Below are 22,122 nucleotides of genomic sequence, written 5' to 3'. Positions count from 1 at the left end.
CTTTAAAATACAAAACGCCCGATGAAGTACATCGAGCGTTTTAGTTAAAAAGTGTCAACCCATATCAGGACGGGTCAAATCTACTTTCTGTGTCCGTAATGCTGAAGACGTAGCTTGTTGAAGAGCAAGTTATAGCGCTTCTCCAAAGACTAAAAAGCAAAGCTGTTCATATTCTTCGGTGTTACCAGCAAAAAGAGAGTCAACAATTTGCTCTTCCTTCTTCCCCGACAGTTTCATTTTTCTTGCTTCACGTAGTGTTAGTACCAAGCAAAGCTCTTTAGAAATATTCATGTCACAGCCAGGAGTCCATTGATTGATGGTTCTCGTTAACGTTGAGTGCGCTAGTTTGGGAGACAGCGTCAATACTTCATGTCTTACTACTGTCAGTAGATCGGTTTGCAGACCCGAGCGTTCGGCAGTTGTTGCTAGCTTCTCGACGAGCGCTTTTAGTAGCGGTGAAGGCTTCACAAAGCCCGCCTGTTGTGAGAAGTCGTCATTTAAACGCACAGAAAAATCACAACGATATACACGAGAATTAGGTAAAAAGGTGAGGGAGCTCAAACATCCTTGAGGAATCCAAAAATATTGGCCTGGTTCAATGGCATACTCCTGCTTACCCAATTTAATGACGGCTAACCCTTCGATGACAGATAGTAGACTGTGCTTCAGTGCTTTTTTACGCGCAGCTACATCAAGAAAGGGGTATTTAGCGTCGTGAAATTCAATTGCGTAGTTCATTATGAGTACCAGTGTTTTTTGGCGCTAAGGGTAACGTTAAACCCATACGATTCCAACCTGCTGAGAGAATTTTTTAGCATGATAAATGGTGGCTTAACTGGTATGACCATATTAAAAGTATGGGTTGAAATGCTGCTTGTCAGCAAAACTACGCGTAAAATGTGCCAGCTTTTTTTGATATGTAATGAACAATGACAGCCAATACCGATCCTTATATTGAAATTCGTCCTTACAACGACGAAGAAATTCCAGCAGCGCTGGATCGTCTAATCCAAGATGATGAATTTATCACTGCTATCCTAGAACATCGCTTTGCTAATAAAGCAGCGTGGTTCAAAACGCTAATGAGCCCGATCCTGCGAATCTACCTGAAAGCCAAGTGGAGCAAGCTTGATTCTGTCGAAGCAATTCAGATTGAAGTGAAGAAGTATCTGAAAGATACATTGAATAAGACAACGGATGGCGTCACTTTTTCTGGTTTGGATAAGCTGGATAAAAACACGTCATACCTATTCGTTTCTAACCACCGTGATATTGCGATGGACCCTGCGCTCGTAAATTATGGCTTGTACCAAAGTGGGCACCGTACAGTTCGTATAGCGATTGGCGATAACCTGCTGAAGAAGCCATGTGCGACAGAACTGATGCGACTCAATAAGAGCTTCATCGTTAAGCGCTCTGCTAAAGCGCCTAGAGAAATGATGAAAGCATTGGGACAACTGTCAAGCTATATCAAACATTCGCTTGATACTGGCAATTCAATTTGGATTGCCCAAAAGGAAGGTCGTGCTAAAGATGGAAACGACTTTACTGATCCTGCGATTTTAAAAATGTTCCATGTTGAAGGTCGTAAACAAAAGATCAGTTTTGGTGAGTACACGCGTTCTCTGAAAATCGTTCCTGTCTCGATTGCCTATGAAAATGATCCATGTGACATTGCCAAAGCAAAAGAGCTGTACGAAAAAGCAGAAAATGGCCGCTATGAAAAAGGCGAATTTGAAGATATCGAAAGTATCATTCAAGGTATCGTTGGTTATAAAGGCCGTGTACATGTTGCGTTTGGTGATGTGATTGAGCAAGAGTTTGAAACGCCGGAATCTCTTGCTGGTGAAATTGACCGCCAAATTCACAACAACTACAAGTTGTACCCAATCAACTTGTTAGCTGCTGGGCATGAAGATTCGAGCATCATTACGGAAGCGGTTAAGCGTCATCTCGCGGATAAGTTGGATCAGCTACCTGAAGGCGCAAGACCTTATTTGGTGGCGAGCTATGCCAATCCTGTGAATAACCAAGAGTAATCTTCGTCACTGAACTCGTTGATTCAGAATGCCTTAAAGCCTCGGTCTGCCGGGGCTTTTGTTTATCTGCTCTTTAAGGTGCGACGGCGCCACCAAGGGTTAAATTGCTGGGCCATTTTGTGATCTTGTTACCACCTAAATAGATATTCCCTTTCACCGTCATTGTGTCTGGAAATACTTTCAGCGCTGATCCTCCAATATAAAGATTACCATCAACCACCAATCCTTCAGGAAGTTCAGAAATGGGAGTGCGAATAACACTTAGATCACCTTTTACTCGAAGTTTAGCTGGAAGCGCTTTTAACGGTGTATCTGTCAGATTTAGGTAACCGCCTAGTTTGATGCCTTTAGGCCAGTTTTCGATCTTACTACCTAGTAGGTTTGCATAGCCTTTTATCTTTGTTCCTGAGCGAATAACTTTGAGTGCGCTGTTAGTTGCTTCCAGACTGCCTTCAACATCAAGCCCTTTAGGCAAGGTTTTGATAGGGGTTTGTGAGATGTTTAAGTTACCCTTTACCACTAGGCCAGAGGGTAGTTGGGTGTAAGGCTTGTTTCTAAGATCAAGATTGCCGTAATTATCGATGTGACCAAACTTAGAATAGTAATCTAGCTCATATGCCAAAGGAGACGAGCAGAGTAGGATTGAAGTAAGGCATAGGGAAACAAAACGCATAGTCAAAGAGTTAGTTAAATACCGAGATCAACAGGTGCTTATCTTATACTTAAATAAACCTATTATGCATTTTTTGCTCACAGTTTTTGATTCATAACTTAAATATTCAAATTAGAGATACACGTTAAAAGTGTGCGCTTCTTTACTGAGCTAAGTAACTTCAAGCTTACTAAAATGAGATAAATTAAATGATTGAATGTGAAGCAGACCCAAGTGTAGAGGTGAGAAAAATATCAGTAGATATTTGAATAATATGAGATTCTTCCAAGAACTTCACAAGGGTCCTTGTTAGTATTATTGAGGTTTGAGGGAGATTTTCATGAAGTTAAAAAGTGTATCTATTTTTACCGCTGGTGTTTTTGCAGTACTGCTGTCGGGTTCCGTTTTTGCTAAATCATACAGTACACCAGAAAACAAAGCGCTAATAGTTGCTGACGGTAAGGTAGGTCAGCGTATCTGTTACTACGATGATAAAGCCTACACCACTGGGGCCGTGATTAATGTTGAAGGCGTATTACTGATGTGTACCGCTGAGAACGATTTTGAAACCAATGGCTCGTTAAAGTGGGTCGTGTTCAAAAAAGATAAATAAACGCGCCGAAGTTGTCTGTTTCATTTAGAGCGGTTTAAGATTAAGAGATTGGAAAAATAAAAAGCGAGCATCATGCTCGCTTTTTTCATTAACGCGCGAGTGAGCGAGTTTTTAATTCAAAGATAAGTTTTTCAGCACTTACTTCAAATTTGAATCGAGCCGTCGCTTGGTTCGATTCTTCGGTTATTTCTGAAACATTGTATTCAACATCAGCACATACTGATTTAGCGAGCTCGATGTATTTTTGTAGTTCAGACTCTAGCTCTGTTTTTGTCTGTGCGAAAACCGTTACGTCGGCAACTTCGTCACCTTCTTTGATGATAAAGCCTATCTCGCCAGCACAGCCGCAGGCCTCACATACTTGGTTTTTTTCTAATTCGACACTCATAACGAATCCTCTTGTAAATACTAAGGGTATTCTATCAGGTATTTGATCTGTATCTACAAAAATGACGACTTTTGCGTAAAAAAGGAACAGAATAGGCACTTGTTAAGTAAGGGTTAAAGATTGGATTACTAAATCATCAAGAACGTTAATGTGATATATATCAACATTTAAAATCAATTAACGAACATAGTGACGAGATTTTGCTCAGTCCAGTTGAACTAATGGTTAATTTATAAGACTATTTCTTGATTGATTATTTTTAATAATTATCATTCTTGGTCTTTGAATAGTTTCGATGAATAATTGGCGCAAGGTTTTGATGAGACTAACTTTTCGCCTTATTTTGAGTAGCATGTATTGACAAAAACATAACTGAAAATTACACATTACGCAGTGTAAAGACGTTATGGTTTGGAACTCGACATGATATTAAATAGTCGCAATACATATACCCAAAGCGCTTTCAAGTGCAGCGCTTAGCAACCTGATTTCTAGGTTTTCGCTAATCGAACCGCATCGGCGAGCCGGGTATAATGCTAAGAATGATTTCATTCTGGCCTCATTTAATAGTGAGTTAGATGGATTTACAAAGAGAAGAGCTTAAAATATGCCAAAGCGTAGTAAAGAAGATACCGAAATCACTATCCAAAAGATCATGGATGCCGTTATTGATCAGCTACTCAGATTAGGTTACGACAAAATGTCGTACACGACGCTAAGCCAGCAGACAGGTATATCGCGTACCGGTATTAGCCATCACTTCCCTAAGAAAACGGACTTCACCGCCGCACTGGATGGCCGTATCTTTAAAATGTTTATTGAACACTTAGAGTTTGATAAAGGATTAAATGCATTTTCACAAAGTTGGATTAAAGCGCTGGAAGATGCTGAGTTTCTCGCGATTTTACGACTGCTATTCCATCACATTGTCACCGCTGAAAATGCGCAAGAATTTGCTGCTAATGGTATTGACCGCTTATACAAAATGGTTGAAAGCCAGTTTGGTGCGGGTGGTGACAAAGAGCTTGAGTGGTTGATTGGTCGATCATTGATCCAAATGAGCAAGTAATAGCCTTTAAAGCACCAAATTCTGCCACTATCAAAGCAAAGGCCCGCAATTCTCATATTGCGGGCCTTTGTCGTATCAAAGTGTTTTAGAGACGGCTTAGAGGAGATACGCTTTATGCTGCGGCATGCACTTGAGGGAAGTCTAGCGTCGGATGTTTTGTCACAATAGATCGATAGCCATAAACTTGCTCAATGCGCTCTGACGTTAGTGCATTCCATGGCGTGTCATCACAAACTAGTTTCCCGTTATGCAAGAGTACAAGGCGGTCTGCGTACTGAGAGGCTAGATTCAAGTCATGTAACACCACAACCACCGCTGCGTTTTGTGCTTTTGCCGTTTCACGAGCAATCTTTAACGTGTTGTGTTGGTGGGCGAGATCCAACGCTGAGGTAGGTTCATCAAGCATTAAGATTCGTTTTTCGCCAGATTGATGTAGTTGTGTCATCACTCGTGCTAGATGCAGTCGTTGCTTTTCTCCACCAGATAAAGACGGGTACAGGCTTTCTGCTAAATGCAATACGTCGGTTTGTTCCATGTAATGTAAAGCCAGTTTAGTGGTTTCTTTATTGGACAGTGATAGCGGTATTGCCCCCAACTCTACGACTTCTCTGGCTAGAAATGGGAAGGTTAAGGTGCTGTGCTGCGGGAGCATTGCAATATGTTTGGCGCTTTTTTCAGGCTCCCAATCATGCTTTTGTTTACCGAAGTAGGTGATGTGATGATTCGAAGAGATCTCACCGCATAGAAGCTTGAGCAAAGTACTTTTACCTGCGCCATTGGGGCCGAGTAGGGCGGTCACTTCACCAGCTCGGATATCAATGTTGATGTCATCGAGCACCACACGGTTGCCATACGTCATCGAAATGTTTTTCCCCGATAAAACGATCTGGTTCATTACAAAATCTTCCCTTTTTGCTGGAACAATAAGTAGATGAAAAAGGGCGCGCCAATCAATGCGGTCACGATTCCAACTGGTAATTCAGCTGGTGCCACAGCAACACGAGCAAACATATCTGCGGCAGTAAGAAGCAGTGCTCCCATTAAGGCAGATATTGGTAATAGCGTTCGATGGTCAGGCCCAGCGAGCATGCGCCCTAAGTGAGGAATCACGAGCCCAATAAAGCCAATTGCACCACTGATGCTCACCGTAATACCAACACCCAGTGCAGAAAGTAAAATAAGCTGACGTTTGAGTTTTTGAACCGGAACTCCTAAGTGTCTTGCTTCTGATTCCCCTAACAACAGAGCATTCAGCGCCATCGACTTCTTCTGAAACCAGAGCAATAGGATGACGAGTGTTACAGCAGATAGAGCAATCCCTGACCAATTTGCACCAGCTAATGAGCCCATCGACCAAAGCGTCAAGTCTCGCAGCATCTGATCATCTGCGATAAAGTTCATGTAGCCAATCGCAGCACCCGAGAGCGCGCTGATGGCAACGCCGGCTAACAACATAATTGTAACTGAGGTACCAAACTTACTTGTGCCGAGTTTATAAACGAGAATAGTCGTTAGTGCACCGCCAAGGAAAGCAAAAAGAGGCAAAGCCGCTAAGTTCATTAGTTGCGGATAGTTTTGGCTAAATTCAGCAAATACAACAATAGCGAATGCACCACCAAGAGCAGCGCCAGCAGACACACCAATGATACCAGGCTCGGCTAATGGGTTACGGAACAAGCCCTGCATAACCACACCACAAATTGCCAAAATGGCGCCGATGAACATACACAAAATGGTGCGAGGCAATCGGATTTCGTTAATGACCAACTGAATGTGAGGAGCGAGATCAGAACTGCCTCCCGTTAGGCTACGCAAACTGTCAGCAAAGCTAATGTTCATTGGGCCAACGGTAATAGAGGCGATAGCAATAAATGCTAAAAATCCACTAAGCACTGATAACGTCGTTGAAAGGGGGATGCGTCTTAACAACATGTCATGTCTCTATGGGTAAAGCAGTGCATTCAAGCGTTTAGCTTCTGCAAGGCTTTTAAGGCCCAAACCACCTACCAGAGCATGGCCATCAATCGTTATGATGTCTTTGTTCTTTCCAGCGGGTGTTGCAGCAAGAAGCGGCATTGCTTTTAAAATTGCATCGGCACCACCCAACGTTTCATAGCTGCGACCACTAACAAGAATCACGTCAGGCTGCATCTCTACCATCGCTTCTGTGGATAGAGGCTTGTAAGACGAGAGTTGTGTAGCGGCTGGGTTTTGTCCGCCGGCGAGTTGAATAATTGCATCGGGTGTCGTTTGTGAGCCCGCAACATTTGCAGGTCGCCCTTCATGGATCAGCAGAAAGAGCACTTTCTTTTTCTTCGCTTGATCAGGTTGGTTTGCATTGAGTGCTTGTACTTGCGCCTGGACATCTTGCTTTAAGCTTTCAGCTTGAGCTTTGCGATCCATAAGGTTCGCAATTTGATCAATACGTTGATAAAGGCCCTCGACATTTGCATCAGTATTAACGATTTCTACATCTACGCCAGCCGATTTCAATTGGCTCAATGTTGTTTTCGGCCCCATCTCATCAGAACCAATGACTTTTGTCGGACGTAAGGCGAGCAACCCCTCCGCTGAAAGACGACGATGGTAGCCCACTTTAGGCAGTTCCATTCCTTTTGGTAATTGACTGGTGACGTCGATAGCAACCAAGCTATCTTTAGCGTCGAGTTCAAGCAAGAGTTCAGTGACGGCGCTGCCTGCGCTAACAACGCGCTCTGAGGATGGCGTTTCATTGGCAAAAAGTTGACTACTCGCAAGTAGGGAAATAGCTGCCGTGACAACAGCATGAATAGTAATGCGTGTGTTCTTCATTTTGAAAGGATCTCTATCTTACTTATTTTTATGATGGCTCTTCAGTGAGTAACTGAGTTGCTTGAATTCCGTTTTCTTGTAAAAAGCCGAGAAGTTGTACTAGCGACTGAATATTCGCGGTTTTTTCTGCTCCAATTACAATCGGTTTATCGCTTGACTTACTCTCTTCTAACAGCGCGAGGGTAAAGTTGTCCCAATCGATATATGTCTTGCCGTTAATAGCCCAGTAAGGCTCGTCTTTAAGAATATTTACCGTGATGGATTGCTTATCGACATCTGCAACAGCCTGAGATTCTGTGCTCGGTAAATTGACGTCTAATGAATCGAGTTTGACCGCTGCGGTTAACATCAGGAAAACCATGACGATAAAAATAATGTCTAACAGCGGTGTTAAATCGGGGGTTAAACCGTTACGACTATTTTCTTGTGGTGTTTTAATCATTGAGTTGCAGCCTCAATCTTCTCAGAAGAGCGCAGTGTTACTTTTGAGTGGTCTGGCGAGACATGCTGTAACGAGATACCTTCAAGCCATAAGTTGACGTAGTTTAAAGTGTGCTCAAGCTTGGCGATTACACGATCCGCCCACAAACCAATGATCTGCGCTCCTGAAATGGCAGGAAGTGCGATAATGAGACCCGCGGCAGTGGTGCGCATAGCAAGACCTAGGCCGTCAGCCAAATCATTCGGAGTGATATTCCCCGTTGAAACCGCGATGCCTTTAAACATGTCAATTAAGCCAAGTACCGTACCAAGCAAGCCAATTAAAGGACTGATGACACCAATCAGCGTCAGCAAACGAAGGCCGGAATGCAGCTGATGGCGTTTTTCTTGCAGCCAAATACCTGCGGCATCTTCTCTTAAAGATTTCGAGAAAGAATGATGAGCAAGCAACATCGCAACACCACGGTACAGAAGCGGCCGCTTATTCGACAACTCTTCAGCAAGTGCTTCAAGCTCGTTCCCATTTGTTGGGTCTAATCCTGTGAGCTTTTGGCGAATGGCTCGCTTTCCTACACCAAGGCTAATTAACACATGGAATAATCGCTCGGCGATGATCATCACGGTTAGAGCTGAGCAAATGATCAAAGGCCATGTCATCAGCCCAAATTGAGTTTGTAATTCTTGTAGTTGTTCCATTATCCATCCAACTTAAAACGAACAGGTACTTGTACTCGGTGAGCGACTTTTAGCCCACCTGAAATATGTGGTGTAAATTGCCACTGTTTGATCGCACGAAGTGCTGAGGCATCTAGCGACTCTGTGCCGGAAGACTCAATCAAAACCTGTTTAATCTGGTTACCATTCTCATCTAGCCATATCTCATACAAGGCTACACCTTCAATACCGCGTCTTTGTGCAGACCTTGGGTAACGGGGTTGTGTTGGTTGACTCACAAACGTTGGTTTGTCGACCAAGACAGGCTGAGATGTTGCCCCTTTGGATTGGCTCGCAGGTGCGGATTGTTGAGCTACCGTCTCTTTCTTCACCGGTTCCGTTTTTTTCTTTGGTTTCGCTTCGGGCTGAACCTTTTGCTTTGTTACGGTTTTGGTGGGCTCGACCGCTTTAGGTTTAGATTGTTTAACCGGTTCAGGTTTTTTCTCTACTACCTTCTTCTTAACAGCGTCTTTCTTGACGACCTGTTTTTTTACAATCTTCTTTTCTGGTTCAGGTTGGTCTTGAGGCTGCTCTTTTGGTGGCGCTACATTTTCTGGTGTAGATTTTTCGACAGCGGGAGGAGCAGACACAAGATTTAGACTTACCGAACTTGCTGGGTTTCCAGCCGGCATCGCGAACACCTTTGTCTCTTGAGAAACAAAAAGAAGTGCGGCATGGATGGCAAGGGAAGCACCTCCTGCAATGACATATCTTTGTACGTTCACGGAATATCTCGGGAAACTATGAAAACTTGGGCAGATTATTACTTACAATGGAAATAAGATCAATTATCAATTGCATTATCATTACGCTCAAATTATGATTCTTGCAGAATTTTTAAGATCAGCTTCCATCCCTTACATGATGGGAGTTAAGCGAGTATATATGAGCGTCGATATCGATAAGCTTGATGAATCAGTGTTGGGCAGTGATAGTCCTGATCCATTGCGATTTGCTTTTGTTAAGAAGCATTCTGCACATGCCGGGGGAGCGAGCGTACCTGTGCCCTCGTCTCAACAACAGGCGATTTTTTCGAGTATTACGGCTAACTCAATTAAAGCGACCAATAAGCGCTGTCTTTATATTCATGTTCCGTTTTGTCGCGTTCGTTGCACTTTTTGTAACTTCTTTCAAAATGCTGCAAGTCGCACACTGGTTGATGAGTACTTTGAAGCATTAATGCAGGAGCTTAGAGAGAAAGCGGCATTACCTTGGACACAAAATGGTATTTTTCACGCCGTATATATCGGGGGCGGAACGCCAACGGATTTATCTCCAATACAGGTTCGTGTGTTAGGCCAGGCTATCCGAGACCACTTTCCTTTGGCCGCAGACTGCGAAATCACCTTAGAAGGTCGCATCAATCGTTTTTCTGATGAGTTGTATCAAGGCGCTTTAGACGGTGGGTTTAATCGTTTCTCTTTTGGTGTGCAAAGTTTTAATACACAAGTGCGCCGCAGCGCAAAACGTTTAGATGATAGGGAAGATGTCCTCAAACGAGTGAGCGAGATCGCCAAAGAAGACAAAATTCCGGTCATTATCGATTTACTCTATGGCTTACCTTATCAAACCAAAGAAGTGTTAGAGCAAGATTTAAATGATTTCCTCTCGACTGGCGCACACGGACTGGATTTGTATCAGTTAGTGGTTGGCGGGTCAGCTCCCATGCTCAACCTCGTAGAAAAGGGAAAAATCCCGCCACCTGCGACCACACCAGAAAAAGCGGGAATGTATGAGCTCGGTGTGAACTTTATGGCCAAACACCATATGAAGCAACTGAGTGTGAACCATTGGGCAATCGATAACCGCGAGCGTAGTTTATACAATAGTTTAGCCAAGACTTATGCAGAGGTATTGCCAATTGGCTGTGGTGCTGGAGGTAATATCGGTGGCTACGGGATGATGCAACACCGCACACTAGAGACCTATATTAAAGCGGTCAAAGAAGGTCAAAGCACCATCGCGATGATGATGAAGCAAAGCCCTCTAGAACCACTTTTTTCTGCACTCAAATCTGCGTTTGACCGTGGCATTGTTCAAGCAAATCAACTTCCATCATTTATGGGAGAGGACGCGTTCGGGTTTTTATTGCCTCTATTTAAAGTGTGGCAAGCGAAAGGCTTAGTACAACTACATGAACGTAGCGCAATCCTTACTCTTGCAGGCAGCTTCTGGGCAGTGTCATTGGCTCAAAGTTGTATTCAGGTACTCACGTCAGAGATGCACGAAACCGTACCGAAAGCATCCAATAATTAATGAAAACAAATTGAACAAAAACGGAAGACACAATGGAATCAATCAAGCAACAAGTTGAAGTATTACTAGAGCAAGAAGCACAATTATTGCCAGCTGCGATGGCAGAGCGTCTTGGCATTTCCGAGTTTGAGGTTGTTGCGGCTCTACCTCAGGAAATGGTGGCTATTGCACCAGGAGAGCAAGCGCAAAGCATCTTAGAAAGTTTGGTTGGTTTTGGCCCGGTGACGACCATCGTCCACTCTTTTGGTTCTATCTTTGAAGTTAAAGCGCCGTTTCCAAAAGGAAAAGTGGCGCGTGGCTATTACAATTTAATGGGTAGAGAAGGTGAACTGCACGGCCACCTTAAATTAGATAACGTTAAAAATGTCGCATTAGTCAGTAAACCGTTTATGGGTAGAGAGAGTCACTATTTTGGTTTTTTCTCAGAGTGCGGAAGCAATATTTTCAAGGTTTATTTAGGCCGTAACGAAAAGCGCGAGTTGATTGAAGAGCAAGTCACCGCATTTCGCGCCCTACAAGCCGAATTAAAAAAGTAATCACAAACATAATCGAGGCTTAACTCGAATACTAATTAGTAAAGTCAGGTATCAATATGGATCAACAAGTTAAACAAGAGCGTTTGCAAGGTCGTTTAGGGCCAGAGATCAAAGAGTTCCGTCAGGAGCGTCGTACACTTCAGCTTGCAACTGTCGATGCAGAAGGTCGCCCGAATGTAAGCTACGCGCCTTATGTCCAAAACCAGGAAGGTTATTTCGTTCTCATTTCTAAAATCGCTCGTCATGCCCGTAACCTTTTAGAAAACCCAAACGTTTCATTGATGATGATCGAAGATGAAGAGTCTTCAAAGCAGCTGTTTGCTCGTAAGCGCTTAACTTTTGATGCGGTAGCAAATGTAGTTGAGCGAGACACAGAGATGTGGCAACAAGTTGTTGGACAAATGAAAGAGCGTTTTGGTGAGATTATTGATGGTCTAAGCCAGCTAGAGGATTTCGTTTTGTTCAACTTAAAGCCAGAATCGGGGCTATTTGTTAAAGGTTTTGGTCAGGCGTATCAAGTGTCTGGTGATGATTTAGTAGATTTTGTTCACCTTCAAGAAGGCCACAAGAAAGTCGAAAGTGCCTGATTGTAAACCGATCATATGAATGTCGATCATTTGGCATAATGAACGTTTAAAGGGAGTTAGGTTATACTGACTCCCTTTTTTATATTGGAACAAAAGCATGAAACCTGTAAGTAAGGAATTGAGCGAGATTTGCTATCCGTTTATTTACGAGGACAGTCCGGTTTGTGACTTTGAAATTACAGCAGATGAACTTTGTAGTCGTATTGGCCTTGTTCTCGCTATGGAGTTGGACGAGTTTAGCCGCGATATACTGACAAGAATGCAGCCTAATGTTTATCATCTAAATGGTTCGGTTCGCGGAAAATTAGCGATTACAGAGGCGGAAGTTGAAGAGTTAAAGGCCGATTATGCTTTGCTCAAGCAACGTATTGATGGCGGCTTCAAAGGCTTTGTTCTACCCGGAGGGCACCCGGCAGCCAGTCAATTGCATTTGTGCCGTTGCCAAGCTAAAAAAACGGTACGAGCATTAGTTGCCGTTGAACATACAGGTAAGAAGCAGCCCGCACCTATTTTGTTTCGTTACGCGAACTTATTAGCGAATGTACTTTACAGCCTAGCTTCTTATATTAATCATGCTCAGCAAGTCAAAGAGACGGAATTCGTTTCTCGTAGTTACGCGATGCCAAAGAAGTGAGCTGAGAAATTAGCGGATGTGAGCATCAGGGATAGGACAAGCACTGCATTATATTCTCAAATCAAGTCGTCCAATAAGAGTTAAGAAGTCATAGCTTTGGCTTCTAGCTCTTTTGCTCCGCGAAGCATCGCTTCGATTAGTTCTCCTGCATTGAATTTCTCAAGTGCCTCATGCGCGCCAACTTGGTGAGCTCTGTCTACACAGATTTCGCTCGATAACGATGTATGTAAAATGCGGTATGAATGGTTCAGAGAGGAATTATTCTGAACTTCAAATGCTAATTCATAACCGTCTAATCCGGGCATTTCAATATCGCTGACCAGAATATCAATTGGGCGATGAGCCGCAGCGTCACTTTTCATCAGTTCCAATGCATCTAAACCATTTTTACAGATTTGATACCCAATATTGATGCTATCGAGTGCGTCACACAGCTGTTTACGAGCGATGGAAGAGTCATCCACCAATAGAATACTGAGTGCTTTTAGGCGTTCTCGCTCAATATCTGTCAGCATTGGGATCTTTGAATTCTCGTACTGCGGATAAATTTTGGAAAGTAGCAGTTCCACATCCAGCATTTGAACAGTTTTATCCTCGTAGCGAGTAATTCCAGTCACGAAAATATTTTTTCCAGCGCTCGGAGGTGGCGTTTCAATAGCTTTCCAATCGCACTCAATGATCTTCTCTATACTACGAACCATAAAAGCTACCACGGTTCGCAAGCAATCTGTCACGATCAAGTAGCAGCTTTTATATTCTTCTTCACTTATAGGACGAAAGCCAACAGCCGCTGACATATCGATCACTGGTACTGTTAAGTTACGTATCGTAACGGTTCCAATGACGTGATGATGCGAGTAAGGGATCTTTGTTGTTGGCATGTACGGGACGATTTCACGGACTTTTAGCGTACCGATAGCGAAACTCTGTTGCAGGGTGAGCTTAAACATCAACATGCCCTGAGATTGATTCGCTTTGCTAATGACTTTTGCCATGAAAATAACCTTATAAACACCACCGAATTGTGTCTAATCTAATCTTATCAGACGAAGGCTTCAACCATCGGAGAGACAAATGTGAGCTTTTTAGACAATCTTTTAGAGACATAGTGATTAACTGAGCAAAACTTGTTTGTATTTTAAACTCATTATGTAGACGATTTTATATTCCTCGTGTATTAGGGCCTTTACCGCTGAGCTATTATTAAGAAATGTTTGGTCTGTTAAAAAGGATTGGGTACACTTGCGCGACCAGAATAGTGAGAGATAGATCAATGGCAAATACAGCAGCCGCATTACATATTCTTGTGAAGCACAAAGAGCAAGCGGAAGACATAATCAAGCAACTGAAAAAAGGCGCAAAGTTTCAGACATTAGCGAAGAAGTATTCAACTTGCCCGTCAGGCAAACGCGGTGGTGACCTTGGTGAATTCCGCCGTGGTCAAATGGTACCTCAGTTCGACAAAGTGTGCTTTTCTGGCGAAGTGTTAACGCCGCATTTAGTTAAAACCAAGTTCGGTTGGCATGTTGTGAAGGTGCTTTACAGAACATAAGGCTTGGTATCGACCTAAACATTGTCAGATGAAACCCACAAGCATTAAATATCATCTGTACGGTCTCTTTTCACCAATCACTACCGTTATGACATGGCAGATACATTCTGATCTGCCATGCTCAACCAAACGCTAATCTTTCCAAACTAGAAACTCATTTATATGCAATTAACTTGGCTTTTCTCATAAGTCGTTATCCTATTTCAAGCTTTGGTATGAGAATACGTTTGCTGGTTGTATCAATTATCAATGCTATTCCTTGCTGGCGAACTTTGGTTCATGTTCGGACGCCATTCGCATATGATAGCGACCTTATAAAAATTAACCCTGTTCATAATTTAAGATGTCCCTGACTCATAAAGACTATTTTAAAATCGCATTTCCTTTCATCGTTTCTACTGTTACCCAACCATTATTGGGGGCGGTGGACACCGCGGTGATCGGTAAACTCGGTGTGGCTGAGATGATTGGTGGTGTAGCGATCGGCACCGTCATCATGAATACCTTGTATTGGCTGTTTGGCTTCTTCCGCGTCAGTACTACCGGGCAAAGTGCAATCGCATTAGGTAAAAATAGCCCAGAGGATCAAGCGAGTAGCTTATTGCGTCCTTTCGTGCTTTCGCTCTGCCTTGGCTTGATTTTCATTGCGTTGCAGTCCGTGATTTGGATGGGGGCAGAGCTGATTATCTCCCCTGATGCAGTCGTGGCCGAAAACGCTAAGACTTACTTCGATATCATGATCTTTGGTGCGCCGTTTGTACTGCTGAACTACACCGTGATTGGTTGGTTGATGGGGCAGGCGAAAGCCAAAGAAACCTTGTTCACGCAAGTGTTTGGTAATGTTCTGAACATCGTGCTGGATATCGTATTTGTGTTGTACTTTGATATGGGCATTGCTGGTGTTGCGGTGGCGACACTTATCGCGCAAATCTCGACGTTTGTTATTGGTGCGGTGCTGGTGCTGAAAACTTGTCGCTTCCCGCTGTTTGATTACATTCAGACCGCAAAAATGACGCGTAAAGATCTCAAAGTTATCGCATCTTCCAATATGGATCTGCTGCTTCGTACTGTGTGTCTATTGGTGTTCTTCAACATGATGGCGCGTGTAGGCTCTCAACTAGGTTCTGATGTGCTCGCGGCGAACGCAATCATGATGCAAGTGACCTTTATCGTCAGCTACATGTTTGATGGTGTGGCGAATGCGTCGAGTGTCTTCGCTGGTAAAGCGGTAGGGCAGAAGAATCCGACATTGCTTGATAACGTGATTAAGCTAAACACGCAATGGACCGCGGCGTTCATTGTTGTATTGACCTTGCTGTTGGTGCTGTTCAAACACCAAGTGGTGACGTTGTTTACCACTTTGCCAAACCTTGTTGCGTTGTACCTAGACATGAGCCCTTGGTTATTGGCATTCCCGTTGGTTGCTGGTTTTGGTCTTACGTTTTACGGCATCTTTACTGGCACAGGGACGACGCGACCAGTACGTAACTCTACCTTTCTAACCATGGTGTTGTTCTTAGTGACTCAATTTATTGCGGTGCAATATTGGGGCAATCACGGTTTGTGGCTGGCATTCACCTTGTTCTACGTTGGGCGCTTTGTCTTCTTGTTCCCATACCTCGAACAAGTCAAACAAAAGTGTCAGTAATTCACACTGTCACAAACGACCTAATTTAGATGTTCTTATAACAAGGGTGGGCTCATCTGCCCTTGCTGATAAATCTGAAAAAGGTGATGAAATAACCTTTCCGACTGGTTTCCTTGCTTTAACCCGCATGATATTATTTGTGATGTTATATTATTACATTTAGTTTTATGCCGTGATTTCTCAACCAATACTCTCCGTTAATAATCTCAGCCTTACAGACTCAGAGCGCACACTCTTCAAAGACATTTCTTTTGAGCTGTTTCAAGGTGAAGTTCTTGCCATTATGGGACCTTCCGGCATTGGTAAATCCATGTTGTCGAAAGCCGTCGCAGGTTTTTTGCCGTCTGATATTTGGGTAGACGGAAGTATCCAGCTTAACAGCAGTGAGGTCGCACAAACTGCCATGCTGCAACGGAGTCAATCTCAGCGTCCTGCGGTCATTTTCCAAGATGCACTTAAAGCACTGAATCCATTGGCCTCTGTCGAACAACAACTGTGTTTGGCATTGACGGGCAACAAAACGCGCTTGTCTTCAGCAAACCGAGAAACGGTGACGACCTTGTTGTCTCAACTCGGATTTGCGGATCCAAAAGCAGCATTAGCGCAGCATCCAAGTCAGCTATCTGGTGGTCAACGTCAGCGTATTTGTATTGCCATTGCATTGCTTGGTAGTGCCAACTTGATCATCGCTGATGAGCCCACCAGTGCGCTCGATCCAATCACCGAAGCGGAGATCCTTGAGTTGTTCCGCTGCAGTGTTCAGCAACGCAGCATCAGTGGTTTGTTGATCACGCACGATCTGTCTGCGGCTTTGGCGTGTGACAAAGTCTTGGTGATTGCGGACAACACCATGGTGGCTTATGGCGCACCGTGGCAAGCCATTCAGCAAAGTTCGCATCCTTTCTGCAAACAACTTGCGCAACTGCTGCCTTAACCTCATCTCTGGAGCCTATTTTGACTAAGCACAACTTGAGCGGGCACACACAGCCTAAATCGGCGGAAGTTCGCTTTGAGCAAGCCAGTGTTCACTATTACTCCAAACCAAGTTGGTTAGGGGGCAAACCGTTCAAAGCGCTCGAACAATTGGATCTTGCCATCGACACAAAGAACATTGCGATTGTTGGTCCTTCTGGTGCGGGTAAATCGACTTTGATTGAGCTTCTGTTTGGTCTTCGTAAACCCACATCTGGTGAAGTGTATGTGTGTGGTTATCCGTTATCGCGTAGCTCGGCTAAGCAGCGACAAGAGTTGTGTCAGCACATTCAGCTGATCCCACAAGAGCCGCAATCGAGCTTGAATCCGTACTACACCGTTCGCCAGATCTTACTGGAGCCGCTAAGCAATATTGGTTTAACGCAAGAGCTTAACGAGAAGGTGGAAAAGGTTTTGGCGGATGTCGGTTTAGATCTCACATTGTTAGATCGTAACCCGCAGCAATTATCAGTTGGGCAAGCCCAACGTGTGGCTATCGCTAGAGCTTTGATTGTCGAGCCTTGTGTGTTGGTTGCCGATGAGCCAACCAGCAGCCTAGACCCCGTCAGTCGTAAACAGGTTCTTGACCTGTTGGCAGGCATTCAAAAGAGTCGTCAGATGCGCCTGATTTTGGTGACGCATGACCTCGATGCGGCACAAACCCTATGCGATGAAATCCTAGTGTTAGACAAAGGACGTGTTGTCGAGCACGGCACAGCACAGAACGTGACAAATAACCCATCACACTTGATCACGAGAGCCTTGATGAGCGCTCAACACAAAAGTAATGAATTCACAAAAACCATTGGAGAGGTTTCTTATGCACCTTAGTACTCCCAAGTTAGCTTTGTCGCTGGCTTTAAGCGCACTGCTGACGGGTTGTTTTGACTCTGGCGAAAGCAAGCCAGAAGCGGAAAAAGCAGCTGCACCGCAAGCAGCGGAAATTCGCGTTGCGATGATGCAACCACCACGCACAGGTTTGTCACCACTTTCAGATGACGCGTTCAAACTGTCACGTTGGAGCACAGCAGAAACGCTAGTGAACTTAAACGATCAGTCGGTAGCAGAGCCTATGCTGGCAACAGAGTGGGAACAAGTTGATCCGATGACGTGGCAATTTACGGTACGTAAGGGCGTGGAATTCCACGATGGTTCTGACCTTGATGCCAACGCGGTTGTGAACTCTCTACAAAAAGCATTAGATGCCGCACCAAAGCCACGCATTTTGGATGGTATCGAATGGCAAGTTCGCGCATTGGACGACTTCACTGTTGAAATCAAAACGACCTTTAACGATCCATTGTTGCCAAGCCGTCTATCTAGCCCACAGCTAGCGATCCTTTCTGGTGCTGCATATCAAGAAAACGGTCGCGTTGTGCCAATTAATGCGGGTACCGGTCCATTCGTTCTGACAGAAATCAACGGTACAACCAGCGCTAAATTGAAGCGTTTTGACGGTTACTGGGGCGAAAAAGCAAAAGTAGACAGTATCTTTGCTGAATACGTACCAAACGGTTTTGCTCGTGCTGCGGCACTACGTACCGGTGAGGCGGATGTCGTTGAAGCCGTTCCTGTATCGCAAATCGCGATGATGGAATCTTCACAGCTGCACGAAGTCGCAATGCCACGTACCAACACGCTTTACCTAAACAATAAATCAGATGTGTTTAGCCAGTTCGGTTTGCGTAAAGCAGCGGCTCAAGCGGTTAACCGTGAGCAAATCATCAAAACGGTTTACGAGAACCACGCCGACTCAGCGAAAGGTTTGTTAGGTCCTGCATTGGCATGGGCTCAACCAATTCGTGATGCGAACCCTCGTATGGAAACCATGGAAATGCGCCACGCGAACGGTGAGAAGATCACCATCGGTACATTTACCGACCGTGCTGAGTTGCCAGAAGTGGCGGTGCTGCTAAAGCAACAACTTGAAGCGGCTGGCTTTGTGGTTGAGCTAGATGTTCGTGAATACGCACAAATCGAAAACGATGCACTAGCAGGTAAGTTCGATGCGTTCTTGTTGTCACGTGCAACGGTGCTGGATTCTGGTGACCCAGTGGCGTACATGCAAAGTGACTTTAGCTGTAAAGGTTCTTACAACCTAGGTCAGTTCTGCTCTGAAGAAGTGGACGCAGCATTGAAACACGCTGATCGTCAGCCTTTGGGTGAGAAACGCCAACAAGCGATCATCGAAGCAGAAAGCAAAATCCTTGAGCAATACGCTGTGATTCCACTGCTTCACGAGCGTGTAATCCAAGGTGAGAGTGACCGCGTGAAGAATGCACAACGTGACCCACGTGAGCGTCGCCTGATCGACCAGTTTACTGAGGTGAACTAACTCGATGTCGTCTGTTGCCAACATGCGCTCTCGTTGGAGCGCTTGTATGCCTGAGTGGTTTACACGTTTTTTGTCGCGCTTCCTGTCACTCGGGGTAGTGGTTGTGCTGGTGGGTTTGATGCCGGATATTGCCGGTATCGATCCAAGCCAATCAATCCTCCGTGCCCGTGCGGGGGCTCAACAATTGCTGACGGCAGAAGCTCTGCAAGCAATTCGAGAAGATCTTCAACTTGACCGCAGCGCTGCTGAGCGACTGTGGGATTGGTTGGCGCTTGCCATGCAAGGTGACTTAGGTGTCTCTTGGGTGAGTGGCGCATCCGTGATGGAGAGCGTTCAACAAACTGCAAAAACGTCGCTACTATTGATGCTTACAGCGCTGGGCATGGCATTTGTAATGTGCATGGCGAGCGTGCTTTACACCGTGCGTCGTTGGCAACAGAATCGTTTAGACAAGCATCATGACACGCTCAGTTCGGTGTTGGTTTCATTGCCTGAATACGTGATTGCTTCGCTGCTGATCATGGTATTTTCCATCTGGTTGGGTTGGTTCCCGCCTTATGGTTGGCAAGGTGTACAAAACCTTTGGCTGCCCAGTTTGGCAATGGCATTGCCTGCTGCTGGCTTGTTCGGTCGCTTGCTCAATGACAGCCTCAAGCGTGTACTAGATGAGCCTTGGGTGATCACTTGGCTATCGGCGAACGTCAGTAAGTTTCAAATCTTACGCTTTGCCTTGTGGCGTGCCGTTAGTAACTTGATTCCTCAAATCGCAATGACGGTGATTGGTTTAACCGGCGGCGCGGTTGCTGTGGAACAAGTGTTTTCCATTCCGGGCATCGGACGACTAATCTTAGGCGCAGCGAAGTCACAAGATCTGCCGATGCTGCAAGGTGGCTTGTTGGTGTTACTGGTGTTCTCGATGTTGATCAGCAGTGCGAGTATTTTATTGCAACGCTGGTTACTCGGACACAGTGTCACAAGTGGCAAGTTGATCAGCAGTCACAGTACGTTCCGTTTTACCCAAAGCACTACCAAACGCATCGTCAGTGCCACAATCTTTGCCTTGCTGATTGGTTGTGCGGGATGGGCGTTAATGCGCGATCCTTACACCATCCAATTTACTCGCCTTGAATCGCCAAGCTTAGCAGCCCCGTTTGGTGCCGATGCGGTCGGGCGAGATCTGCTTGCTCGTGTTGGCGGGGGTATGATGTCGACAATCAAAATGGGCATCATCGCGACGTTCCTAAGTTTGGTGATTGGTTTGCTGCTCGGCTTTGTGACTCGTTATAGCCAAGGCTTAATTGAGATCACCAAAGGTGTGCCATACATTGTGGCGGGTCTGCTGATCGCTGGTCTAACGGGAATGAACCCAAACAGTGCCTTGATTGCGATTGTTATGGTGTCATGGGCACCATTAGCGGCGCACTGTGCGAGCTTGTTGATGGAAGCCAAAGCGCAGCCTTATACGCATCTTGCGCCCATTTGGGGAACCAATCAGTGGCGAGTACTCCGCTACTACTTGTTGCCTTATGTGCTGCCGCCATTGATTCGTCACGCGTTTCTGCGTTTGCCGTACATTACGCTCAGTCTGACGTCTCTGAGTTTTATCGGACTTGGCGTTAAGCCGCCAGAACCTGAGTGGGGCTTATTGATTGCAGAGAATCTGCCTTATATCGAGCGCTCGCCATTAGGTGTCTTACTACCAATCTCAGGCTTGGTTTTGATGGCAATTGCGGTGAATTTGATTTTTGATGACAAGTGACGAGCAGCGATAAAGCGAAGTGAGCTTCCATATCCAGATGTAATCAGTAATTTGGTAATTTAGAAAACAAAAGGATGTGTTTTCTGCCAGAAAGTACACAGCACGGTCTACGTATATTGGAAGCACCTATAAATTAACGAGTATAAAAGTTACGCGAACTCAGATGTTTAGGTAGTATTACTCTTTATACACACGTAATCCTTTATCCGTTAATTCTTGAGTGACCACTTCGGATAGGTTTCGATCGGTAATAATTCCGTCCAATTGCTCGATGTCTAATGCATGAAAGCTCGCTATCTGACCGTATTTAGTTGAGTCTGAGATCAGATAATTGGTTTGTGCCGCCTTGATGATTGCTTTTTTAACGAGAACTTTATTTTCATTAGGTGTTGATAAGCCTTTCAAGCTCCAAGATGAAGTCGAAATAAAGGCGATATCAATATTTAGCCCATTCAAGAACTCTGCGACTTTTCCACCAATGGTGGATTGGTTCTCGCGGTCAATTTTTCCCCCTGTGTGGTAAAGCTCACATTCACTGTGCGTCATAAGGAAAGCAGCAATAGAGAAGTCATTGGTGATCACTAAAAGATCATTACGATTTGCTATTTGATGGGCGATTTCTAGAGAGGTTGTTCCCGCATCCAAGTAAATCGTAGCGTCTTGACCAATTAACGTAGCCGCCAGCTTACCAATTTGAATCTTTTCATCCGCTTGTTGCTCGACCTTCGCATCATGGGAAAGTTCGGAATGTAGAGCTTGAGCGAGTTGCACTCCACCAGAAACAGAAACGACTTTACCTGAGGATTCAAGCTTCACGATATCACGACGAATGGTCATATGTGATACGCCAAGGTGGTCGGTTAAATCTGAAATGCTTAACACTTCTTGATGTGATAACAGGGATAATATGGTTCTTTGACGTTCTGCTGGGATCATAGTTTCACTTCTATATTCTTGTTTTTCAGTATCCTACCAATCTTTTCATTTGTTGTGAATATCTGTGAATTATGTTCTCAACGTTGTAAGAACAGCCTTCGCTTGTGTTAACTGCTCGGAATATCTCTGCCCATAAAGAGGTATATATCACGACATTGTTAATTTGTGTGAAAAAATGTG

The 22,122-nt window shown here is 44.6% G+C and carries 24 protein-coding genes; 13 read left to right on the top strand and 11 right to left on the bottom strand.

Features of this window, described 5'->3' with window-relative positions:
• Window positions 1-129: 129 nt before the first annotated feature.
• Window positions 130-738, bottom strand: a complete 609-nt coding sequence (locus tag R7044_RS19010) for a hypothetical protein (RefSeq protein WP_033906775.1) — start codon at window positions 736-738, stop codon at window positions 130-132.
• 191 nt (window positions 739-929) lie between these two features.
• Between R7044_RS19010 and R7044_RS19005 the strand changes: the two genes are divergently transcribed.
• Complete coding sequence (locus tag R7044_RS19005) at window positions 930-2,039, top strand: 1-acyl-sn-glycerol-3-phosphate acyltransferase (protein WP_005385027.1); 1,110 nt, start codon at window positions 930-932, stop codon at window positions 2,037-2,039.
• A 73-nt stretch (window positions 2,040-2,112) separates the two neighbouring features.
• Here the strand turns inward: R7044_RS19005 and R7044_RS19000 are convergent, their stop codons facing one another.
• Window positions 2,113-2,712, bottom strand: a complete 600-nt coding sequence (locus R7044_RS19000; protein WP_033906776.1) for a hypothetical protein — start codon at window positions 2,710-2,712, stop codon at window positions 2,113-2,115.
• A 319-nt stretch (window positions 2,713-3,031) separates the two neighbouring features.
• Here R7044_RS19000 and R7044_RS18995 point away from each other — a divergent pair, with 319 nt between their 5' ends.
• Window positions 3,032-3,304, top strand: coding sequence for a YnjH family protein (locus R7044_RS18995; RefSeq protein ID WP_005375306.1), 273 nt, complete (start codon window positions 3,032-3,034; stop codon window positions 3,302-3,304).
• Window positions 3,305-3,392: 88 nt separating this feature from the next.
• Here the strand turns inward: R7044_RS18995 and R7044_RS18990 are convergent, their stop codons facing one another.
• Window positions 3,393-3,692 carry a YfcZ/YiiS family protein gene (locus R7044_RS18990; protein WP_005375307.1) on the bottom strand — a complete coding sequence of 100 codons (300 nt, stop codon included), beginning with the start codon at window positions 3,690-3,692 and terminating at the stop codon, window positions 3,393-3,395.
• A 607-nt stretch (window positions 3,693-4,299) separates the two neighbouring features.
• Here R7044_RS18990 and R7044_RS18985 point away from each other — a divergent pair.
• Window positions 4,300-4,761 (top strand): TetR/AcrR family transcriptional regulator, encoded by a 462-nt coding sequence (locus R7044_RS18985; RefSeq protein ID WP_005385033.1) that lies wholly within the window; start codon window positions 4,300-4,302, stop codon window positions 4,759-4,761.
• A 112-nt stretch (window positions 4,762-4,873) separates the two neighbouring features.
• Here the strand turns inward: R7044_RS18985 and R7044_RS18980 are convergent, their stop codons facing one another.
• From R7044_RS18980 to R7044_RS18955, 6 genes are read right to left on the bottom strand one after another with little or no spacing between them, the layout of a single operon-like run.
• On the bottom strand, window positions 4,874-5,656 hold the full coding sequence (locus R7044_RS18980) for a heme ABC transporter ATP-binding protein (RefSeq protein ID WP_005385036.1): 783 nt from the start codon (window positions 5,654-5,656) through the stop codon (window positions 4,874-4,876).
• Window positions 5,656-6,693, bottom strand: a complete 1,038-nt coding sequence (locus tag R7044_RS18975; RefSeq protein ID WP_005375318.1) for a FecCD family ABC transporter permease — start codon at window positions 6,691-6,693, stop codon at window positions 5,656-5,658. The genes R7044_RS18980 and R7044_RS18975 overlap by 1 nt, the downstream gene beginning before the upstream one ends.
• Before the next feature lie 9 nt (window positions 6,694-6,702).
• Window positions 6,703-7,572 (bottom strand): heme/hemin ABC transporter substrate-binding protein, encoded by an 870-nt coding sequence (locus R7044_RS18970; protein WP_005375320.1) that lies wholly within the window; start codon window positions 7,570-7,572, stop codon window positions 6,703-6,705.
• Window positions 7,573-7,600: 28 nt separating this feature from the next.
• Window positions 7,601-8,014 (bottom strand): ExbD/TolR family protein, encoded by a 414-nt coding sequence (locus R7044_RS18965; protein ID WP_005375322.1) that lies wholly within the window; start codon window positions 8,012-8,014, stop codon window positions 7,601-7,603.
• A complete protein-coding gene (locus R7044_RS18960) occupies window positions 8,011-8,709 on the bottom strand; it encodes a MotA/TolQ/ExbB proton channel family protein (RefSeq protein ID WP_033906778.1) in 699 nt (232 codons plus the stop codon). Before R7044_RS18960 ends, R7044_RS18965 begins: the two co-directional genes overlap by 4 nt.
• Window positions 8,709-9,452 (bottom strand): energy transducer TonB, encoded by a 744-nt coding sequence (locus tag R7044_RS18955; RefSeq protein WP_025998667.1) that lies wholly within the window; start codon window positions 9,450-9,452, stop codon window positions 8,709-8,711. Before R7044_RS18955 ends, R7044_RS18960 begins: the two co-directional genes overlap by 1 nt.
• A 160-nt stretch (window positions 9,453-9,612) precedes the next feature.
• Between R7044_RS18955 and hutW the strand changes: the two genes are divergently transcribed.
• From hutW to R7044_RS18935, 4 genes are all read left to right on the top strand, one after another.
• Window positions 9,613-10,983 carry a heme anaerobic degradation radical SAM methyltransferase ChuW/HutW gene (gene hutW, locus R7044_RS18950; protein WP_225455762.1) on the top strand — a complete coding sequence of 457 codons (1,371 nt, stop codon included), beginning with the start codon at window positions 9,613-9,615 and terminating at the stop codon, window positions 10,981-10,983.
• A 32-nt stretch (window positions 10,984-11,015) separates the two neighbouring features.
• Window positions 11,016-11,519 (top strand): heme utilization cystosolic carrier protein HutX, encoded by a 504-nt coding sequence (hutX, locus tag R7044_RS18945; RefSeq protein WP_225455761.1) that lies wholly within the window; start codon window positions 11,016-11,018, stop codon window positions 11,517-11,519.
• Window positions 11,520-11,575: 56 nt separating this feature from the next.
• Window positions 11,576-12,106 carry a heme utilization protein HutZ gene (hutZ, locus tag R7044_RS18940; protein ID WP_005375331.1) on the top strand — a complete coding sequence of 177 codons (531 nt, stop codon included), beginning with the start codon at window positions 11,576-11,578 and terminating at the stop codon, window positions 12,104-12,106.
• 97 nt (window positions 12,107-12,203) lie between these two features.
• Complete coding sequence (locus R7044_RS18935) at window positions 12,204-12,740, top strand: ATP:cob(I)alamin adenosyltransferase (protein WP_225455760.1); 537 nt, start codon at window positions 12,204-12,206, stop codon at window positions 12,738-12,740.
• 80 nt (window positions 12,741-12,820) lie between these two features.
• Here R7044_RS18935 and R7044_RS18930 read toward each other — a convergent pair whose 3' ends face one another.
• Complete coding sequence (locus R7044_RS18930) at window positions 12,821-13,735, bottom strand: chemotaxis protein (RefSeq protein WP_033906782.1); 915 nt, start codon at window positions 13,733-13,735, stop codon at window positions 12,821-12,823.
• Window positions 13,736-13,950: 215 nt separating this feature from the next.
• Between R7044_RS18930 and ppiC the strand changes: the two genes are divergently transcribed.
• The 6 genes from ppiC to R7044_RS18900 all read left to right on the top strand — a co-directional run bounded on the left by ppiC (window position 13,951) and on the right by R7044_RS18900 (window position 21,006).
• A complete protein-coding gene (gene ppiC, locus R7044_RS18925; RefSeq protein ID WP_080276970.1) occupies window positions 13,951-14,292 on the top strand; it encodes a peptidylprolyl isomerase PpiC in 342 nt (113 codons plus the stop codon).
• Between the two features lie 343 nt (window positions 14,293-14,635).
• The gene (locus R7044_RS18920) at window positions 14,636-15,940 is read left to right on the top strand and encodes an MATE family efflux transporter (RefSeq protein ID WP_225455759.1); all 1,305 of its coding nucleotides are present in this window, start codon (window positions 14,636-14,638) and stop codon (window positions 15,938-15,940) included.
• Between the two features lie 172 nt (window positions 15,941-16,112).
• Window positions 16,113-16,874, top strand: coding sequence for an ATP-binding cassette domain-containing protein (locus R7044_RS18915; protein ID WP_225455758.1), 762 nt, complete (start codon window positions 16,113-16,115; stop codon window positions 16,872-16,874).
• A 20-nt stretch (window positions 16,875-16,894) separates the two neighbouring features.
• The gene (locus R7044_RS18910) at window positions 16,895-17,743 is read left to right on the top strand and encodes an ABC transporter ATP-binding protein (protein WP_054577077.1); all 849 of its coding nucleotides are present in this window, start codon (window positions 16,895-16,897) and stop codon (window positions 17,741-17,743) included.
• The gene (locus tag R7044_RS18905) at window positions 17,733-19,247 is read left to right on the top strand and encodes an ABC transporter substrate-binding protein (protein WP_054578660.1); all 1,515 of its coding nucleotides are present in this window, start codon (window positions 17,733-17,735) and stop codon (window positions 19,245-19,247) included. Before R7044_RS18910 ends, R7044_RS18905 begins: the two co-directional genes overlap by 11 nt.
• Window positions 19,248-19,251: 4 nt before the next feature.
• Window positions 19,252-21,006 carry an ABC transporter permease subunit gene (locus R7044_RS18900; protein WP_086047267.1) on the top strand — a complete coding sequence of 585 codons (1,755 nt, stop codon included), beginning with the start codon at window positions 19,252-19,254 and terminating at the stop codon, window positions 21,004-21,006.
• Between the two features lie 177 nt (window positions 21,007-21,183).
• Here the strand turns inward: R7044_RS18900 and R7044_RS18895 are convergent, their stop codons facing one another.
• Window positions 21,184-21,942: a DeoR/GlpR family DNA-binding transcription regulator gene (locus R7044_RS18895; RefSeq protein WP_005375354.1), complete on the bottom strand. Its 759-nt coding sequence runs from the start codon at window positions 21,940-21,942 to the stop codon at window positions 21,184-21,186.
• Window positions 21,943-22,122: the final 180 nt, after the last annotated feature.

The organism is Vibrio sp. 1402, assembly GCF_033340275.1.
This window is presented reverse-complemented; position numbering and strand designations above follow the sequence as displayed.

Bases quoted from the DNA above. Each gene is read 5' to 3' on its own strand.
- R7044_RS18920 (WP_225455759.1), top strand. From the start codon at position 14,636: ATGTCCCTGACTCATAAAGACTATTTTAAAATCGCATTTCCTTTCATC.
- R7044_RS18975 (WP_005375318.1), bottom strand. From the start codon at position 6,693: ATGTTGTTAAGACGCATCCCCCTTTCAACGACGTTATCAGTGCTTAGT.
- R7044_RS18905 (WP_054578660.1), top strand. From the start codon at position 17,733: ATGCACCTTAGTACTCCCAAGTTAGCTTTGTCGCTGGCTTTAAGCGCA.
- R7044_RS18980 (WP_005385036.1), bottom strand. From the start codon at position 5,656: ATGAACCAGATCGTTTTATCGGGGAAAAACATTTCGATGACGTATGGC.
- hutW (WP_225455762.1), top strand. From the start codon at position 9,613: ATGAGCGTCGATATCGATAAGCTTGATGAATCAGTGTTGGGCAGTGAT.
- R7044_RS18985 (WP_005385033.1), top strand. From the start codon at position 4,300: ATGCCAAAGCGTAGTAAAGAAGATACCGAAATCACTATCCAAAAGATC.
- R7044_RS18930 (WP_033906782.1), bottom strand. From the start codon at position 13,735: ATGGCAAAAGTCATTAGCAAAGCGAATCAATCTCAGGGCATGTTGATG.
- hutX (WP_225455761.1), top strand. From the start codon at position 11,016: ATGGAATCAATCAAGCAACAAGTTGAAGTATTACTAGAGCAAGAAGCA.
- hutZ (WP_005375331.1), top strand. From the start codon at position 11,576: ATGGATCAACAAGTTAAACAAGAGCGTTTGCAAGGTCGTTTAGGGCCA.
- R7044_RS18895 (WP_005375354.1), bottom strand. From the start codon at position 21,942: ATGATCCCAGCAGAACGTCAAAGAACCATATTATCCCTGTTATCACAT.
- R7044_RS19005 (WP_005385027.1), top strand. From the start codon at position 930: ATGACAGCCAATACCGATCCTTATATTGAAATTCGTCCTTACAACGAC.
- R7044_RS18965 (WP_005375322.1), bottom strand. From the start codon at position 8,014: ATGATTAAAACACCACAAGAAAATAGTCGTAACGGTTTAACCCCCGAT.
- R7044_RS18935 (WP_225455760.1), top strand. From the start codon at position 12,204: ATGAAACCTGTAAGTAAGGAATTGAGCGAGATTTGCTATCCGTTTATT.
- R7044_RS19010 (WP_033906775.1), bottom strand. From the start codon at position 738: ATGAACTACGCAATTGAATTTCACGACGCTAAATACCCCTTTCTTGAT.
- R7044_RS18960 (WP_033906778.1), bottom strand. From the start codon at position 8,709: ATGGAACAACTACAAGAATTACAAACTCAATTTGGGCTGATGACATGG.
- R7044_RS18900 (WP_086047267.1), top strand. From the start codon at position 19,252: ATGTCGTCTGTTGCCAACATGCGCTCTCGTTGGAGCGCTTGTATGCCT.
- R7044_RS18995 (WP_005375306.1), top strand. From the start codon at position 3,032: ATGAAGTTAAAAAGTGTATCTATTTTTACCGCTGGTGTTTTTGCAGTA.
- R7044_RS18990 (WP_005375307.1), bottom strand. From the start codon at position 3,692: ATGAGTGTCGAATTAGAAAAAAACCAAGTATGTGAGGCCTGCGGCTGT.
- R7044_RS19000 (WP_033906776.1), bottom strand. From the start codon at position 2,712: ATGCGTTTTGTTTCCCTATGCCTTACTTCAATCCTACTCTGCTCGTCT.
- ppiC (WP_080276970.1), top strand. From the start codon at position 13,951: ATGTTTGGTCTGTTAAAAAGGATTGGGTACACTTGCGCGACCAGAATA.
- R7044_RS18970 (WP_005375320.1), bottom strand. From the start codon at position 7,572: ATGAAGAACACACGCATTACTATTCATGCTGTTGTCACGGCAGCTATT.